Annotated in this window: 13 protein-coding genes and 1 pseudogene; 5 read left to right on the top strand and 9 right to left on the bottom strand. The window is 68.4% G+C overall.

What is annotated here, in order from left to right:
• Positions 1–85 precede the first annotated feature (85 nt).
• From AC07X5_RS10390 to AC07X5_RS10380, 3 genes are read left to right on the top strand one after another with little or no spacing between them, the layout of a single operon-like run.
• A complete protein-coding gene (locus AC07X5_RS10390) occupies positions 86–1,075 on the top strand; it encodes an aliphatic sulfonate ABC transporter substrate-binding protein (protein ID WP_494770052.1) in 990 nt (329 codons plus the stop codon).
• 7 nt (positions 1,076–1,082) lie between these two features.
• Positions 1,083–1,931, top strand: coding sequence for an ABC transporter permease (locus AC07X5_RS10385; RefSeq protein WP_494770051.1), 849 nt, complete (start codon positions 1,083–1,085; stop codon positions 1,929–1,931).
• The gene (locus AC07X5_RS10380) at positions 1,928–2,686 is read left to right on the top strand and encodes an ABC transporter ATP-binding protein (RefSeq protein WP_494770050.1); all 759 of its coding nucleotides are present in this window, start codon (positions 1,928–1,930) and stop codon (positions 2,684–2,686) included. The genes AC07X5_RS10385 and AC07X5_RS10380 overlap by 4 nt, the downstream gene beginning before the upstream one ends.
• Before the next feature lie 48 nt (positions 2,687–2,734).
• Here AC07X5_RS10380 and AC07X5_RS10375 read toward each other — a convergent pair whose 3' ends face one another.
• Complete coding sequence (locus tag AC07X5_RS10375; protein WP_494770049.1) at positions 2,735–3,178, bottom strand: DUF4398 domain-containing protein; 444 nt, start codon at positions 3,176–3,178, stop codon at positions 2,735–2,737.
• Positions 3,179–3,391: 213 nt separating this feature from the next.
• Here AC07X5_RS10375 and AC07X5_RS10370 point away from each other — a divergent pair, with 213 nt between their 5' ends.
• The gene (locus AC07X5_RS10370; RefSeq protein ID WP_494770048.1) at positions 3,392–4,729 is read left to right on the top strand and encodes an LLM class flavin-dependent oxidoreductase; all 1,338 of its coding nucleotides are present in this window, start codon (positions 3,392–3,394) and stop codon (positions 4,727–4,729) included.
• 30 nt (positions 4,730–4,759) lie between these two features.
• Here AC07X5_RS10370 and AC07X5_RS10365 read toward each other — a convergent pair.
• The 8 genes and pseudogenes from AC07X5_RS10365 to msuE form a co-directional block, all read right to left on the bottom strand.
• Positions 4,760–5,880: pseudogene (locus AC07X5_RS10365) on the bottom strand (aryl-sulfate sulfotransferase).
• Entirely contained in the window at positions 5,877–6,863 is a 987-nt protein-coding gene (locus AC07X5_RS10360) for a sulfonate ABC transporter substrate-binding protein (protein ID WP_494770047.1), read from the bottom strand. Before AC07X5_RS10360 ends, AC07X5_RS10365 begins: the two are co-directional and overlap by 4 nt.
• 139 nt (positions 6,864–7,002) lie before the next feature.
• Positions 7,003–7,776, bottom strand: coding sequence for a ferredoxin--NADP reductase (locus AC07X5_RS10355; RefSeq protein ID WP_494770046.1), 774 nt, complete (start codon positions 7,774–7,776; stop codon positions 7,003–7,005).
• Positions 7,777–7,788: 12 nt separating this feature from the next.
• Positions 7,789–9,210 (bottom strand): LLM class flavin-dependent oxidoreductase, encoded by a 1,422-nt coding sequence (locus AC07X5_RS10350; protein WP_494770045.1) that lies wholly within the window; start codon positions 9,208–9,210, stop codon positions 7,789–7,791.
• A 3-nt stretch (positions 9,211–9,213) separates the two neighbouring features.
• Positions 9,214–10,008, bottom strand: a complete 795-nt coding sequence (locus AC07X5_RS10345) for a MetQ/NlpA family ABC transporter substrate-binding protein (protein WP_494770098.1) — start codon at positions 10,006–10,008, stop codon at positions 9,214–9,216.
• A gap of 118 nt (positions 10,009–10,126) precedes the next feature.
• The gene (locus AC07X5_RS10340; RefSeq protein WP_494770044.1) at positions 10,127–11,389 is read right to left on the bottom strand and encodes an SfnB family sulfur acquisition oxidoreductase; all 1,263 of its coding nucleotides are present in this window, start codon (positions 11,387–11,389) and stop codon (positions 10,127–10,129) included.
• Position 11,390: 1 nt separating this feature from the next.
• On the bottom strand, positions 11,391–12,644 hold the full coding sequence (locus AC07X5_RS10335; RefSeq protein WP_494770043.1) for an SfnB family sulfur acquisition oxidoreductase: 1,254 nt from the start codon (positions 12,642–12,644) through the stop codon (positions 11,391–11,393).
• Between the two features lie 79 nt (positions 12,645–12,723).
• Positions 12,724–13,302 carry an FMN reductase gene (gene msuE, locus AC07X5_RS10330; protein WP_494770042.1) on the bottom strand — a complete coding sequence of 193 codons (579 nt, stop codon included), beginning with the start codon at positions 13,300–13,302 and terminating at the stop codon, positions 12,724–12,726.
• A gap of 289 nt (positions 13,303–13,591) precedes the next feature.
• Here msuE and AC07X5_RS10325 point away from each other — a divergent pair, with 289 nt between their 5' ends.
• On the top strand, positions 13,592–14,836 hold the full coding sequence (locus AC07X5_RS10325; protein ID WP_494770041.1) for an acyl-CoA dehydrogenase family protein: 1,245 nt from the start codon (positions 13,592–13,594) through the stop codon (positions 14,834–14,836).
• Positions 14,837–14,928 lie beyond the last annotated feature (92 nt).

Genomic DNA, 14,928 nt, shown 5'->3' with positions numbered 1-14,928 from the left:
TCGAGCGTGGCCACAGGCCCTGCGCCCTCACCAGGCGGGGCCTGTGCTGCTTTTTTTCCATCCCCTTGCTTGCTGGAGCCCTTCCATGAAACGCCGTTCCGTCCTCCACGCCGCCGCTGCCGGTGCCACCACCCTTGCCCTGCCTGCCGTGGTGCGCGCAGCCGATGCACTCAAGGAAGTGCGCCTGGATTACGCCTACTACTCGCCCACCAGCCTGGTGCTGCGCCGCTTCGGCTGGCTGGAGCAGGAGTTCAAGAAGGACGGCATCGATGTCAAGTGGGTACTCAGCGCCGGCAGCAACCGGGCGCTCGAATACCTCAACGGCAACAGCATCGACATCGGCTCGAGCGCCGGCCTGGCTGCCGTGCTCGCGCGTGCCAACGGCAACCCGATCCGCACACCCTATATCTTCTCCCGGCCCGAGTGGACGGCGCTGGTGGTGCGCAAGGATTCGCCGATCCGCTCCCTTGCTGACCTCAAGGGCAAGAAGGTCGCCGCCACCAAGGGCACGGACCCCTACCTCTTCCTGCTGCGCGCGCTGCAGACCGTGAAGCTGCGCCGCAGCGACATCGAGCACGTGGGCCTGCAGCACGCCGACGGCCGCGTGGCCCTGGAGCAAGGGCGCGTGGACGCCTGGGCCGGACTCGATCCGCTGATGGCGGCCAGCGAGCTCGACGCAGGTTCGCGCCTCATCTACCGCAACGTGGCCTTCAACACCTATGGCTTTCTCAACGTGCGCGAAGACTTCCTGGCACGCCACCCGGCCGTGCTGCTGCGCGTGATCAGCGCCTACGAGCGGGCACGCAAGTGGACGCAGGCCAACACCGTGGAAGCCGCGCGCATCCTGTCGGAAGAGGCCAAGGTCAGCCTGGAGGTGGCGCTACTGCAGCTCAAGCTGCGCACCGACCTGGGCAACCCGCTGCCATCGTCCGAGCACGTCAAGGCCCTGCAGGCGGCCTCGCCGATCCTGCTCGAAGAGCAACTGGTCAAACCCGGCACCAACCTGAACAAGGTCATCGCCGACCTGGTGGATACGCAGTTTGCGCGTGCCCAGCTGGCAGGCGCCGCGGCCTGATCCGTCCATGAGCGCCGTACCGCCGCTGCCGGCCGCTTCGGTCTCCGTGCCCGGCCCGCGGGAGCCGCGGGCTGCAGATGGCCACCGGCCAGCCCGCAAGCTGCCCTCGCGCTGGCTGGGGGTTGCGCTGCCTCTGGTCTTTCTTGCCGGGCTGGAGCTGGCCGTGCGCCTGGGCTGGGTGGCCGCCCATCTGCTGCCCCCGCCGAGCGAGATTGCACGCACGCTGCTGGCGCTGGCCGACCAGGGCCTGGACGGCCATGTGCTGGTCAGCACGGTGCGGGTGCTTGCCGGCTTTGTGCTGGGCGCCGGCCTGGCCATTGCCCTGGGCGTCTGGGTGGGCCTGAGCCGGCATGCCGAGGCGCTACTCGACCCGAGCTTCCAGGCCCTGCGCGCGATTCCTTCGCTGGCCTGGGTGCCGCTGCTCCTGCTGTGGCTGGGCATCGACGAGGGGGCCAAGCTGGCGCTGATTGCCATCGGCGCCTTCTTCCCGGTCTACATGGGCGTGGCCTCGGGCCTGCGCGATGTGGACCGCAAGCTGGTCGAGGTGGCCGAGATGGCGGGCCTTGGGCCCATCGCCCTCGCCCGCCGCGTGCTGCTGCCGGCCGCGCTGCCCGCGGTCTGGACGGGCCTGCGCAACGGCCTGTCGCTGGCCTGGATGTTCATGGTGGCGGCCGAGCTGATTGCCGCCACGCGCGGCCTCGGCTACCTGCTGACCGACGGGCGCGAAACCGGTCGTGCCGACATCGTGCTGGCCGCCATCGTGCTGCTGGCGCTGATGGGCAAGCTCACGGACAGCGGCATGCAGGCGCTGGAGAGCCGCTGGCTGTCCTGGCGCGACACGGTGGCCACACGATGACAACGACGACGACAACCACACCCCATTCCCCCCTGCTCGATGTGCGCGTGCGGCGCAAGCAGTTTGCCGGCAACGAGGTGCTGCGCGACGTGCACCTGCAGCTGCACGAGGGCGAATGCGTCACCCTGGTTGGCGCTAGCGGCTGCGGCAAGAGCACGCTGTTGCGCATCGCTGCCGGGCTGGAGCGCGACTACGACGGCCAGGTGCGCCTGGACGGCCAGCCCACGGCGGGGCCTGCGCGGGACATCCGCTTCGTCTTCCAGGAGCCACGCCTCTTCCCCTGGCTGACCGTGGCCGGCAACGTCGCGTTCGACGGCCAGGGGGCGGGCGATGCGGCGCGCGTGGAGGCCCTGCTGGACGAGGTGGGCCTGGCCGGCTTCGGCCAGCGCCTGCCCAAAGAATTGTCTGGCGGCCAGGCGCAGCGCGTGGCCATTGCGCGGGGTCTGTTCGTGCAGCCGCGCGTGCTGCTGCTCGACGAGCCCTTTTCGGCGGTGGACGCCTTCACACGCCTGAAGCTGCAGGAACTGCTGCTGCGCGTGGCCCGTGCCCACCGCATCGCCGTGCTGATGGTCACGCACGACATTGACGAGGCGGTCTACCTGGGCGACCGCGTGCTGGTGTTCGAGGCGGGTCCCGGCCGCATCAGCGCCTCGGTCGCCGTGCAGGTGCAGCAACCGCGCGACCGCGACGGTACGGCCGTCGGCCTGGCCATTGCCAGCGTGCGCCAGGCCCTGCATAGGGCCCATGCGCTCTGATCGCTGAACTGCCTTGTTCCACCTGCCATGCCGTGCTGCAGGCAACTCTCATTGCATGACCCCGGCGGACCCGCGCATGCGGGAATTGGCATCGCCTTGCAGGCTGATGCGGTCGGCACCGCTGCTGCTCTCGCGGATGCGCGCCACCAGCATGCGGTTGCGGGCCGCAGCCGTGGCCACATCTGCCTGCCGGGCGGCCATGTAGGCCAGGTGGTTGGTCTCGGCCTCGTCATGCGTCTTGCGCCATATGCCATCGGCATAGGCCAGGGCCTGCGCCGCCTGTTGGAGTTCCAGCGGTGCATGCAGGGCCACGGCCGGGTTGGCGCTGGCGGCGCCCACGGCGGCACGCGCGTGCTCGAGCGCCATCGACGGGGCCGTGGCGCAGGCGGACAGAAACCCGGCAGCCGTCGCGCCGGCGGCGAGAACGGCCGTGGTGCGGCGCAGCGCGGAAGGCACACGGGGTGCCAGGATTTCAGGGTGGCGAAACAGCATCTGTCGGGACTATCCAGGGGTTTGCAACGTGGGTATGCACTGCAGTCGGCAAGGTGGAAAAGGCCTATTCTGGCCACGCCCCCCTTCTCATCCAACGAAGGAATGCGAGTTTGCAGATGCGATTTCTGCTGCCGCTGACAAGGCCGCAGGCGACGCAGCAAGTCCATTGCCCTGGTGCCAGCAACGTTGTTCGGTCTCACGTACAAAGAAACCATGCCTAACCATCGCCAACTCAAGCTGGGCGCCTTCATGCGCCCTGTCAGCATCCACACCGGCGCCTGGCGCTACCCTGGTGCGTATGCCGATGCCAACTTCAACTTCGCGCATCTGAAGCGCTTTGCGCAGACGCTGGAGCGCGCGCGCTTCGATGCCTTCTTCATGGCCGACCACCTGGCGGTGCTCAACATGCCGGTGGAGGCGCTCAAGCGCAGCCACACGGTCACCTCGTTCGAACCGTTCACGCTGCTGTCGGCGCTGAGCCAGGCCACCGAGCACATCGGCCTGGTGGCCACGGCATCGACCACCTTCGACGAGCCCTTCCACATCGCGCGGCGCTTTGCCTCGCTGGACCACCTGAGCAACGGGCGCGCGGGCTGGAACATCGTCACCACCTCCAATCCCGATGCCGCGCTGAACTTCGGCCGCGAGGACCACATGGCGCACGACGAGCGCTATGCCCGCGCGCGCGAGTTCTACGATGTGGTGACCGGCCTGTGGGACAGCTGGGCCGACGATGCCTTTGTGCGCGACCAGGCCAGCGGCCTGTTCTTCGACCCCGCGCGCCTGCACACGCTCGACCATCGGGGCCAGTACCTTTCGGTGCGCGGGCCGCTGCACATTGCCCGGCCGGTGCAGGGCTGGCCGGTGATCGTGCAGGCCGGTGCCTCCGAACCCGGTCGCCAGCTCGCGGCCGAGACGGCCGAGGTGATCTTTGCCGCGCACGGCACCCTGGCCGAGGGCCGAAGCTTCTACGCCGACGTGAAGGGCCGCCTGGCGGCGCTGGGGCGCGGGCGCGACGACCTCAAGATCCTGCCGGCCGCCTTCGTGGTGGTGGGTGATACGGTGGCCGAGGCCCAGGCCATCCGCGCCCGGCTCGACAGCCTGGTGCACTACGAGAGCGCGATCGCCTCCCTGTCCATCGCCCTGGGGGTGGATGCCTCGCAGTTCGACCCGGACGCGCCGCTGCCGCCGGTGCCCGAGACCAACGCCAGCCAGAGCAGCCAGCAGCGCGTGGTCGCCCTGGCCGAGCGCGAGGGCTTCACGGTGCGCCATCTGGCACAGCGCCTGGGTGGCTATGGCGGCCTGGCCTTTGTCGGCACCGCGCAGACCATTGCCGACGAGATGCAGGAATGGCTGGAGTCCGAGGGCAGCGATGGCTTCAACATCATGTTCCCCTGGCTGCCCGGCGGGCTCGATGCATTCGTGGAGAAGGTCGTGCCCGAGCTGCAACGCCGCGGCATTTTCCGCACGGGGTACGAAGGATCGACCCTGCGCGAAAACCTGGGTCTGGCGCGCCCGCCGAACCGCTTCTTTCCGGCGCCGGCGCCTTGAGGCGGGGCGCCAGCATGCGGTGGTGCTTGTTCAGGGGTGCGGCTGCAGCCAGGGCAACTGGTGCGGTGCGTAGCGAAAGGTCTGGAATACGCTATTGAGCTGCCCGGCCCTGTCTTTCGGGCTGCTTCGTCGGGGTACTCGGCAAACCAGGGGATGACATACTCCCAGACCACCTCCCCGCCCGGCGTCACCTCGAACAACCGGCCGGTGGACGACTCGGTGATGTGGGTGTTGCCATTGGGTAGTCGCTGGGCGTTTCCCATGAAGGGCGAGTAGAACAACTGGGCCGTCTCGTCCTGGTACTGCCAGGCGATGCGGTTGCCATCCCTCGGGTCGATCTCCAGCACACGCGAGAAGGCCACGTGCGCACCCGTGCGGAAATTGCCGTTGTCGAAGACCAGGATGTTTCCGTTATCGAGTGCCACCGGCGCATGCTGGTGCGACACGACCTCGGGCGGGATGTACAGGCGCACCTCGCCCGTAGCCCGGTCCACCCCAACCACGCCCGAGGTGGTGCGCAGGCTCATCAGCACCAGTCCTTCCGCCGTTACACCCAGGCCGTTGACCAGGGGCCAGTGGTAGCGACCGAAGCCCGGATGGATCGGAAAGCGGGCCGGGTCCAGGTGCTCTGCCGCACGCCATTCCCACACCAGCCGGCCGGAACGGTCGACCTCGCGCACCACGTCTGCGTACAAAGGTGTATCCGGATCGCCCGTCCCACCGGGAACTTGCTGGGCGAAGCCGTCGTCCACCCGCTCGCAGGCGGCGTACAGCAGATGGCCGTTGGGCAGCCACTGGGCATCGTGGTGGTGGGTCGGGTCCTGGTAGCGCCAGACCACCTCCCCTGCGGGCGTGACTTCGTAGAAATCGCCGCCATGCCACATGGACCACGGCGCATACAGGTCGGGCGATTCGGCATGGCTGCCGTTGTAGCCCAGGTTGCCGCCCGGCAGGATGACGGCATGCCGACCCGGGCGCACGGGCAGCAGCCACTCGTGCGCCACCTCGCCCCGGGCATCGATCAGCACGACACGGCCGCCGCCCGTCTGCGGCGCGATCAGGGTATAGCCGCCAAAGCTGCGCTCGGGGTCATGCGCGATGAGGCCGACCCCGCGCCGGCGCTGGGTCGCCTGGTCGACGCCCCCACTCATGGTGCGGGAGGGCCGCGCCAGACGATGTCGCGCACGTTGATCTTGCGCGGGATGATGCCCAGCGACTGAAAGGTATCGGCCAGTTGCTGCTGCTGCGCCACGTGGGCATCGGTCACTGGGCCCAGCGAGAACTCTGCCCGCTTGAACGCGGCCGACCACGACTTCACGTCGATGCCCGTTGCTTCCGCAGCCAGCGCAGCCAGTTCCTCGCGGTTCTCGCCCGACCAGATGGTGAGCTTGCGCAGCTCGTCGAGCACGGCACTCAGCACCAGGGGATGGCGCGCCGCAAAGTCCTTGCCGGCCATGTAGTAGGACGAACTGGTCAGGCGCTTGTCCGTGGTGTCGGCGATGGCGCGTGCACCGTACTTCTCCTCGGCAATCGCATAGTACGGATCCCATACCACCCAGGCATCAATGTTGCCGCCGTTGAAGGCCGCCGTGGCATCCGCCGGCGAGAGGTAGGTGGGAACGATGTCTCCGAACGTCAGCCCTGCGGTTGCCAGGGCCTTGACCGTTACGTTGTGGGCGCTCGATCCCTTGCCGAAGGCAACCTTCTTGCCCTTGAGATCGGCCAGGGTCTTGATGGGCGAATTCTTGGGCACCAGCACCGCATGCTGCGCCGAAGGCGTGGCCGCCGCGTAGACCAGGTTGGAGCCGCCGGCCTGCGCGAACACGGGCGGCGTATCGCCTACCGATCCCAGATCAACCGCGCCGGCACCCAGCGCCTCCAGCAAGGGAGGACCGAACTGAAACTCGACCCACTTCACGCTGGGCACGCCCAGGGCCTTCAGCCGGGCCTCGATGACCTGCTGCTTGCGCGCCAGTACCAGGATGGCCGAGCCTTTCTGGAAGCCGATCCTCACCTCCTTGGGCAGGGCATTGGCTTGCGCCCAGGCAGGAATCCCCCATACGGAGGCAGTCAGCGCCAGCAGTACGGGCACAAGCAATCGGCGGCTCGGCCGCAGCGGGAAATCGGTGGACACAGCGCGTTCCTTCAACTCGATGAGAAATGGGATGCTGAGCTTAGGTGGCGCGGTACCGCACGGTCCAATGCGTTCTGCATGCTTGCTTATGCGTTTTCAGTCAAGGCCGCAGCGGTCCAGGGGAGCCATACGCAGCACCCTACTTTTCCGCAAAAGCCCGTTCCACGACGAAGTCTCCGGGCGTCGATGTATTGCCCTCCTTGAAGCCCCTCGATTCCAGCAGGTGCTTGAGGTCGCCGAGCATGCCCGGGCTGCCGCACAGCATCACGCGGTCTTCGGCCGCATCCAGGGGCGGCAGGCCCAGGTCGTCTGTCAGCTTGTTGCTCGCCACCAGTTCGGTGATGCGTCCCCGGTTGCGGAAGTCCTCGCGTGTCACGGTCGGGTAGTAGAGCAACTGGTCCTTGACGAGATCGCCCAGAAACTCGTGCCGGGGTAGGTGGTCGAGCACCAGGTCGTGGTAAGCGAGTTCATCGACTTGGCGCACGCCATGCACCAGGATCACCTTCTCGAACCTCTCGTAGGTCTGTGGGTCGCGAATCACGCTCATGAAGGGCGCCAGACCGGTGCCCGTACCCAGCAGGTACAGGCGCTTGCCCGGCAGCGTGTAGTCAATCAGCAGAGTGCCGGTGGGTTTGCGCCCCACGATGACCGTATCACCGTGCTTTATGTGCTGCAGCCTCGATGTCAGAGGCCCATCGTCCACCTTGATGCTGAGGAACTCCAGGTGCTCCTCGTAGTTCGCACTCACGATGCTGTAGGCGCGCAGCAGCGGCTTGTTGTCCACTCGCAGGCCGATCATGGTGAAGTGGCCGTTGGAAAACCGCAGCGCGGGATCGCGCGTGGTGGTGAAAGTGAACAACCGGTCCGTCCAGTGGTGGACGCTCAGCACGGTTTCTTCGCTGAAGGCGCTCATGGGATTTTTCTCTCAGGCGACCGAGGCGGCGGCCTCGGCCGCATTGGTCTCGCCGGGCAGGCCTGGTGCCCCGCCCGGCCGCCGGAACTGCGCCCCCGCATGGCGCGCCGGCAGATGGTCTGCCTCGCCGAACAGCTTCTTGCGCAGGCTGCCCTGAGCGTACTCCGTCTTGTAGACCCCGCGCGACTGTAGCTCGGGCACGATCAGGTCCACGAAGTCCTCGTAGCTTTCGGGAACCACGGTACGGCTCACATTGAAGCCGTCCACGCCGGTCTCGTCGATCCAGGACTGCAGTTCGTCGGCCACCTGGCCCGCATCACCGACGATGGCCGGGTAGCGCCCGCCGAGCTCGAACAGCTCGAGCAGTTGCCGGCGCGTCCAGCCGTGCTGCGCGGCGGTGCGCGCGGCCGACTCGATGGCATTGGTGGGGCCGTAGACGATGGGCTCGTCCAGGTCGTAGTGCGAATAGTCCACGCCCGTGCTGGCCGCGAAGTGCGCCAACCCGGCCTCGCGGCTGGCGTAGCGCTTGTAGTCCTCGTACTTCTCGTGCGCCTCCTTGTGCGTGGCACCGGTCACCACGGCAGAGCCGACGAAGACCTTGACATCGTCCGGTCGCCGGCCGGCGCGCACCAACTGCTCGCGCAGCGCATCGACGCTCTTGCGCGCCGCCGCCTTGTTGGGGGGCGAGATGAACACGCATTCGGCATGCCGCCCGGCAAAGCGCTGGCCCCGGCCCGAGGCACCGGCCTGGAACAGCACGGGAGTGCGCTGCGGCGAGGGCTCGGCCAGGTGGTAGCCGTCCACCTGGTAGTAGCGACCCTGGTGCTGTACCTTGTGCACCTTGGCCGGGTCGGCGTACATGCGCCCGGCGCGGTCGCGCCGAACGGCGCCCTCTTCCCAGCTGCCCTCCCAGAGCTTGTAGAGCACCTCGAGGAATTCGTCGGCCCGGTCGTAGCGCTCGTCGTGCGGCAACTGCTCGGACAGGCCCATGGCCCGCGCCGCGCTGTCGAGGTAGCCGGTAACGACGTTCCAGCCGATGCGCCCGCGCGTGAGGTGGTCCAGGGTCGAGAAGCGCCGCGCCAGCAGGTAGGGCAGCTCGTAGCCGAGGTTCACCGTGACGCCGAAGCCCAGGTTCTGCGTGACCGCCGCCATGGCCGAGATCAGCATCATCGGGTCGTTGACCGGCAGCTGGATCGACTCGCGCAGGGTCACGTCCACATTGGCCTGGTAGACGTCGTACACGCCCACGATGTCGGCGACGAACAGGCCGTCGAACAGCCCGCGCTCCAGCGTGCGGGCGATGCCGGTCCAGTGCTCCATGGTGTTGTAGGCGGCCGACTCGTCGCGCGGGTGCGTCCACAGGCCGTGGTTGATGTGGCCCACGCAGTTCATGTTGAACGCGTTGAGCAGGATCTGCTTCTTCGGGGTGGCCATGGGTCAGAACGCCGGGATCACGCCGCCGCCGAAGGTTTTCACGATGAACTCGCGCACCTCCTCGGTCTGGTAGGCCTTGACCAGTTGCTGCACCCAGGGCTGGGCCTGGTCCTGTTCGCGCACGGCGATCAGGCAGGCGTAGGGGCCATCCTTGTCCTCGACCAGGATGCCGTCCTTGGCCGGGTTGAGGCCGGCCTTGATCGCATAGTCGGCATTCACGGCGGAGGCGTCGGTATCGTCCAGCGTGCGTGGCAGCTGGGCGGCCTCGATCTCCACGAAGCGCAGCTTCTTCGGGTTCTCGATCACGTCGCGCGGCGTGGCGTTGATGCCTTCGATCGGGTCGATGCCGGTGCGCAGCTTGATGTGGCCGGCCTTTTGCAACAGCAGCAGGGTGCGGCTCTCGTTGGCCGGGTCGTTCGGTATCGCCACCCGCGCGCCTTCGGGCAGGTCGGCGATGGACTTGTACTTCTTGGAGTAGATGGCGATCGGCCCGATCCAGGTGCGGCCGAAGCCCACGATCTTGTAGCTGCGCGAACGCACCTGCGCGGCCAGGAAGGGACGGTGCTGGAAGCTGTTGGCATCCAGGTCGCCAGCATCGAGCGCTGCATTGGGCCGGCTGTAGTCGGTGAAGGGCACGATCTGGATCTTGAGCCCGTAGTCGCGCTCGGCCACGCGCTTGACCACCTCGAAGGTCTGCTCGTGCGGCCCGGTGGTCACGCCGACCTTGAGCAGCTTGCTGGTGCCGGGCGGCTCCTTCAGCGCCGCAGCGGCCGGCAGCCCGAGGCCGGCCAGCGCCATGGCAGACCCCGCCTGCAGGAGGCGGCGGCGCGAGGCCGCAGGGTTGGGGGAAACAGGGCGGGGAGAAATCACGGTGCGGTTCCTGGCGAAATGGGGATCAAGGACATGGCCACCCGCCCTACAGCGCACCGTGGCGCGGGGGCAGTTGGCCGTTGAGGTAGTAGTTGCCGATGGCGTGGTACTTCCAGCGCACCGGGTCGTGCAAGGTGTGGGTACGGGCGTTGCGCCAAAAGCGGTCCAGCCCCAGGCCGTCGAGCGTGGCGCCGGTGCCGGCCAGCTCGAACAGGCGGTTGCCGGCGTCCAGCGATGCCGTGGTGGTCAGCACGCGGGCCTCGGCCACGGCGATGGAGGCGGCAGCCACGCTGGCCTCGTCGGGTGCGGCCTGGGCCTGGTCGACAAAGCGGCCGGCACGGCGCTGCAGCGCCTGGGCGGCGCGCAGCCGCACCGCCACGTCACCCACCTGGCGGATGGTGAGCGGGTCGTCGCTGGCGCGCTCCACCCCGGCATCGATCCAGGGCCGGGCCTGTTCGCGCACGAAGGGCATCGTGGCCTGCAAAGCGCCCTGCCCTATACCCAGATCGATGGCCGCGTGCAGCAGCTGCGCGAACGGGCCGATGGGGGTGGGCCGCTCGAACGAGGCGAGAAAGGGCACGACCCAGGCCGGGTCGACTGCCACGGCATCGAAGGACACGGACCCGCTGCCGGTGACGCGCTGGCCAAAGCCGTCCCAGTCGTCGACGATGGCCACACCCTCGGCCCGGCGCGGGATGAAGGCCAGCAGCGTCACGTCCCGCCCGCCCTGCTGTGCGCTGACCAGCGTGGGGATCCAGTGCGCGAACAGCGCGCCGGTGCAGTAGAACTTCTGCCCGTCCACGCGCCAGCCGTCGGGGTGGTCGGTGGTCAGGCGCGTGCGGCGCTTGAAATCCTTGTGGCCGATCTCGGCCAGGGCGTTGCCAAAGCGCTCGCCGTCGAGCGCGCGGCGGTAGAAGAAGGCCTTTTGCGCATCGCTGCCGCCCACGCGCAGCACTTCGAGCGCGTAGTAGTGGTTCTGCGGAATCTGGCCCAGGGAGCCATCGGCCGCCGAGATGGTGGCGATGACCTCGGCCAGGGTGACGTTGGACACCCCTGCCCCGCCGTAGGCGCGCGGCACGGTGATGCCCCACAGGCCGCTGGCCGTGAAGCGGTCCAGTTCGTCCCAGGGCAGGATGCGGTCGCGGTCGCGCGCCACCGCACCGCGCGCAAAGTCGGCGGCCAGGGCGCGGGCGACTTCGAGGGCGTGCGCATCGTCGCGGATGCGCTGCACGGGCTGGGCTGGCGGGGGCGCAGGTTCCTCGGCAGCGCCCTGCGGCCCCAGGGCGGGGTTCAACAGTTCGAGGGCCATGTCAGTTCCAGGAGTGCCGCCGTGGGGCGACACCGTTGAGCAGGTAGTTGCCGATCAGGTGCGCCTTCCAGCGCACCGGGTCATGCAGGGTGTGGGTGCGGGCGTTGCGCCAGTGGCGCCCGAGGTTGTGCGCCTCGCGCGTGGCGGACGAGCCCGCCAGCTCCAGCAGCTTCTCGGAGGCGTCGAGCGCGACCTGCGTGGTCAGGATCTTGGCTTCGGCCACGGCGACCGAGGCGCGGGCACTGTCCTCGGCCGTCACCGTGCCGGCGGCGCGGATGGCGTCCAGCAGCAGGCCGGCTTCGCGCAGCACCTCTTGCGCGGCATGCAGGTCCACCTGCAGGCGGCCCACGTCCTGGATGATGTAGGGGTCGTCGGTTGCCTGTTGCAGCCCGGAGTCGATCCAGGGCCGCGCGCGTTCGCGCACGAAGGCCAGGGCGTCGGCCAGCGCCGCCTGGGCAATGCCCTGGTCGATGGCGGCCTGCACGATCTGCGACGCGGGCCCGAACAGACCCGGCCGGTCGGCCAGTTGCCAGATGGGCAGTACGTCGGTCGCGTCGATGGCCACGTTGTCGAAGCGCACGGTGCCGCTGGCCGTGGTGCGCTGGCCGAAGGACGACCAGTCGTCGACCACCGTGAGCCCGGGCGCATCGCGCCGTGCCCAGACCTGCACGGCCCGGTCCTCGTCGTCCAGCGCGCGCGTGGGCACCCGGTGGGCGAATAGTGCGCCGGTGGAATAAAAGCGTTCTCCGGTCAGGCGCAGGCCCTGCGGCGTTTGCGCCAAGCGCGTCTGGCCATGCAGGATGGTCCTGGAGCGGCGCTCGGGCCCCGCATTGCCCAGGCGGTGGCCGGCCAGCACCTCGGCGTAGAAGCGTTGCTTCTGGGCATCGGTGCCGATTTCACGCAGCACGCCCAGCAGACCGAAATGGTTCTGCGGAATCTGCCCCAGTGCCGGGTCGGCCGCCGAGAGGATCACGAACACCTCGGCCAGCGTGGCGAAGGACACGTCCGCCCCGCCGTAGGCGCGCGGCACGGTGATGCCGCCCAGCCCGCTTTCGGACCACAGGTCGAGCTCGGCCCAGGGCAGGCGGCGCTCACGGTCGCGCCCGGAGGCACCGGGTGCGAACAGGGCCGCCAGCCGGTGTGCGGCCTCCAGGGCCTCCTGGTCGCTGTGCAGGCGCTGCACGCGCGATGCGTCTGGCGCGCGGGGCCGCTGGTCGGGTGCAGCCTGCGGTGGATGGGAATGGGTATCGGTCATGCGGGAGCACCGTCAAGAAAAAACGGGCATGCGGGCCGCGTGTGCGCTGCCCGCATGCCTCGCTGCGTGGTGGATTTGGTCAGGCCAGCGAGAGAACCGGGATTTCCACGAGCCCATGCGCGCGCTGGCGCAATGCCGGCAAGGCCCGCTCGACCGCCAGGGCAATGCGTGCCCTGAGGGCATCGCTGCTCACGCGGTAGTTGTCGAACTCCTTGTCGGTCGCATACACGCCGATGGGCAGCGTGTGCGCCTGGAAGAAGCTGAACAGGGGTCGCAACTGGTGGTCGATGGCCAGCGCGTGCCGGTCACTGCCGCCTGTGGCGGCGAGCAGTACGGGAACGTCGATCAGCGCCTCGTGGTGCACGAAGTCGAACAGGTGCTTGAACAGCCCGGTGTAGGAGCCGCGGTAGATCGGGCTGGCCACCAGCAACAGGTCGGCGGATTCGATCTCGCGCAGCACGGCCTCGATCGCGGGCGGCAGCTGGGAGCGCTGGAGCACGCCGCCGAACTGGGGCACGAGCTCACCCAGTTCGATCAGCCGCGTGTCCACGGGCAGGGCATCCGACAGTCCTTCGAGCAGCTGCTGCACCAGCGCCAGGGTGCGGGAGGGGCGCTGCAGGCCGCCAGAGACGGCGACGATCTTGGGGGTTCTGGCCATGGCAAAAAATGGGTTGAAAGAGAAATGGGGGCGGTCGTCCGGTTAACGCGACCGAAGGCCCCAGACTGTGCGCCCGCCCGGGGCCTTGCGGGGCATGGCAGCTAGAAGCATTTCGGCTATCGATATGCGCAATGGCTGCAAGCACCACCGAGCACACCCCGGCTTATGCGCACTGCGCATTTGAAGTGGCGCTTTCCTTCGTTCAAGGACAGCAGGGAGCCTCCTAGCATGGCCATTTCCGGCCGCAACCGGCGCCAGGCCCCTCCCCCATCCGAGAAAGCCCCATCCCATGTCCCGCAATCCCCCCACGCATGACTTTCTCGTGCAGCGCTTTCACCCCCTCTTTGCGCACATTGCCGAGCATGCTGCCCAGCGCGAGCACACGCGCGAGCTGGCGCACGAGGCCATCGGCTGGCTGCGCGATGCCGGGTTCGGCGCGCTGCGCGTGCCCATTGAGCACGGCGGCTTCGGCGCCACGCCCGAGCAGCTGTACGACCTGCTCATCGACCTGGCCGAGGCCGACTCCAACCTGCCCCAGGCCCTGCGCGCGCATTTCGGCTTTGTCGAACGCGTATTGGCCGAATTCGAGCCCGATCAGCGCGCCCCCTGGCTGCGGCGCGTGGTCGAAGGCGCCATCTTCGGCAACGCCACCACCGAACAGGGCGACGGTACCCTGGGCCGGCTGCAAACCCGGCTGTTCCAGCAAGAAGACGGCACCTGGCTGCTGAGCGGCGAGAAGTACTACAGCACCGGCACCCTGTACGCCGACTGGGTGGCGGTCACAGCCGAGCGCGAGGGTGGCGACCCGGCCCAGTGGCGCACCATTGCCCTGGTGCGCACCGATGCGCCGGGCGTCGAGTGCGTGGACGACTGGCGCGGCTTCGGCCAGCGCCTCACGGCCTCGGGCACCACACGCTTTCACCGGGTGGTGGTGGCGGCCGGCGACATCATCGACTTCTCGCGCAGCGGCACGACGCTGATGACCGCCGTGTTCCAGCTGTTCCACATCGCCACGCTGGCCGGCATCGCGCGTGCCATCGAGCGCGACGCGGTCGCCTTCGTGCAGCCGCGCAAGCGCGTGTTCAGCCATGCCAGCGGCAACGTGCCGCGCGAAGACCCGCTGGTGCAGCAGGTCATAGGCCACCTGGCAAGCACTGCCTTCATCGCCACGCTGGCCACGCGCGAGGTGGCGCGCGGCCTGGGCGAGCTCGACCGCTGGCGCCTGCGCGGCGAGCCCTTGCCCGATGATTTGTTGGTCGACGTGGAGCTGCGCGCCGCGAAGGCCCAGGTCGCAGTGACCGAGGCGGTGTTGGCCGCCGCCACGCGCCTGTTCGATGTGGGCGGCGCCAGCGCCCTGCAGGAGGACCGCCGCCTGGACCGCCACTGGCGCAATGCCCGCACGCTGGCCTCGCACAACCCGGTGATCTACAAGTCGCGCGTGATCGGGGAGCATGCGCTCAATGGCACGCGCCCCACTTTCTATTGGGCTGTGGGCACACAACACTCTGTGGTTTCATCCACCAATACCGACTGACTCGCAACATGTCCGCGAGGACCAAATGGAAACTGCTAAGCACAGGCGCCTGCGCGATCTGACGGAAGTGGTCACCTAAAATGCTCAGCAAA

It is taken from the genome of Acidovorax sp. GW458-11-26-14-TSB4 (assembly GCF_059423865.1).
This window is presented reverse-complemented; position numbering and strand designations above follow the sequence as displayed.

Coding starts and splice junctions, on each gene's coding strand:
- AC07X5_RS10390 (WP_494770052.1), top strand. CDS start 86: ATGAAACGCCGTTCCGTCCTCCACGCCGCCGCTGCCGGTGCCACCACC.
- AC07X5_RS10385 (WP_494770051.1), top strand. CDS start 1,083: ATGAGCGCCGTACCGCCGCTGCCGGCCGCTTCGGTCTCCGTGCCCGGC.
- AC07X5_RS10380 (WP_494770050.1), top strand. CDS start 1,928: ATGACAACGACGACGACAACCACACCCCATTCCCCCCTGCTCGATGTG.
- AC07X5_RS10375 (WP_494770049.1), bottom strand. CDS start 3,178: ATGCTGTTTCGCCACCCTGAAATCCTGGCACCCCGTGTGCCTTCCGCG.
- AC07X5_RS10370 (WP_494770048.1), top strand. CDS start 3,392: ATGCCTAACCATCGCCAACTCAAGCTGGGCGCCTTCATGCGCCCTGTC.
- AC07X5_RS10355 (WP_494770046.1), bottom strand. CDS start 7,776: ATGAGCGCCTTCAGCGAAGAAACCGTGCTGAGCGTCCACCACTGGACG.
- AC07X5_RS10350 (WP_494770045.1), bottom strand. CDS start 9,210: ATGGCCACCCCGAAGAAGCAGATCCTGCTCAACGCGTTCAACATGAAC.
- AC07X5_RS10345 (WP_494770098.1), bottom strand. CDS start 10,008: ATGGCGCTGGCCGGCCTCGGGCTGCCGGCCGCTGCGGCGCTGAAGGAG.
- AC07X5_RS10340 (WP_494770044.1), bottom strand. CDS start 11,389: ATGGCCCTCGAACTGTTGAACCCCGCCCTGGGGCCGCAGGGCGCTGCC.
- AC07X5_RS10335 (WP_494770043.1), bottom strand. CDS start 12,644: ATGACCGATACCCATTCCCATCCACCGCAGGCTGCACCCGACCAGCGG.
- msuE (WP_494770042.1), bottom strand. CDS start 13,302: ATGGCCAGAACCCCCAAGATCGTCGCCGTCTCTGGCGGCCTGCAGCGC.
- AC07X5_RS10325 (WP_494770041.1), top strand. CDS start 13,592: ATGTCCCGCAATCCCCCCACGCATGACTTTCTCGTGCAGCGCTTTCAC.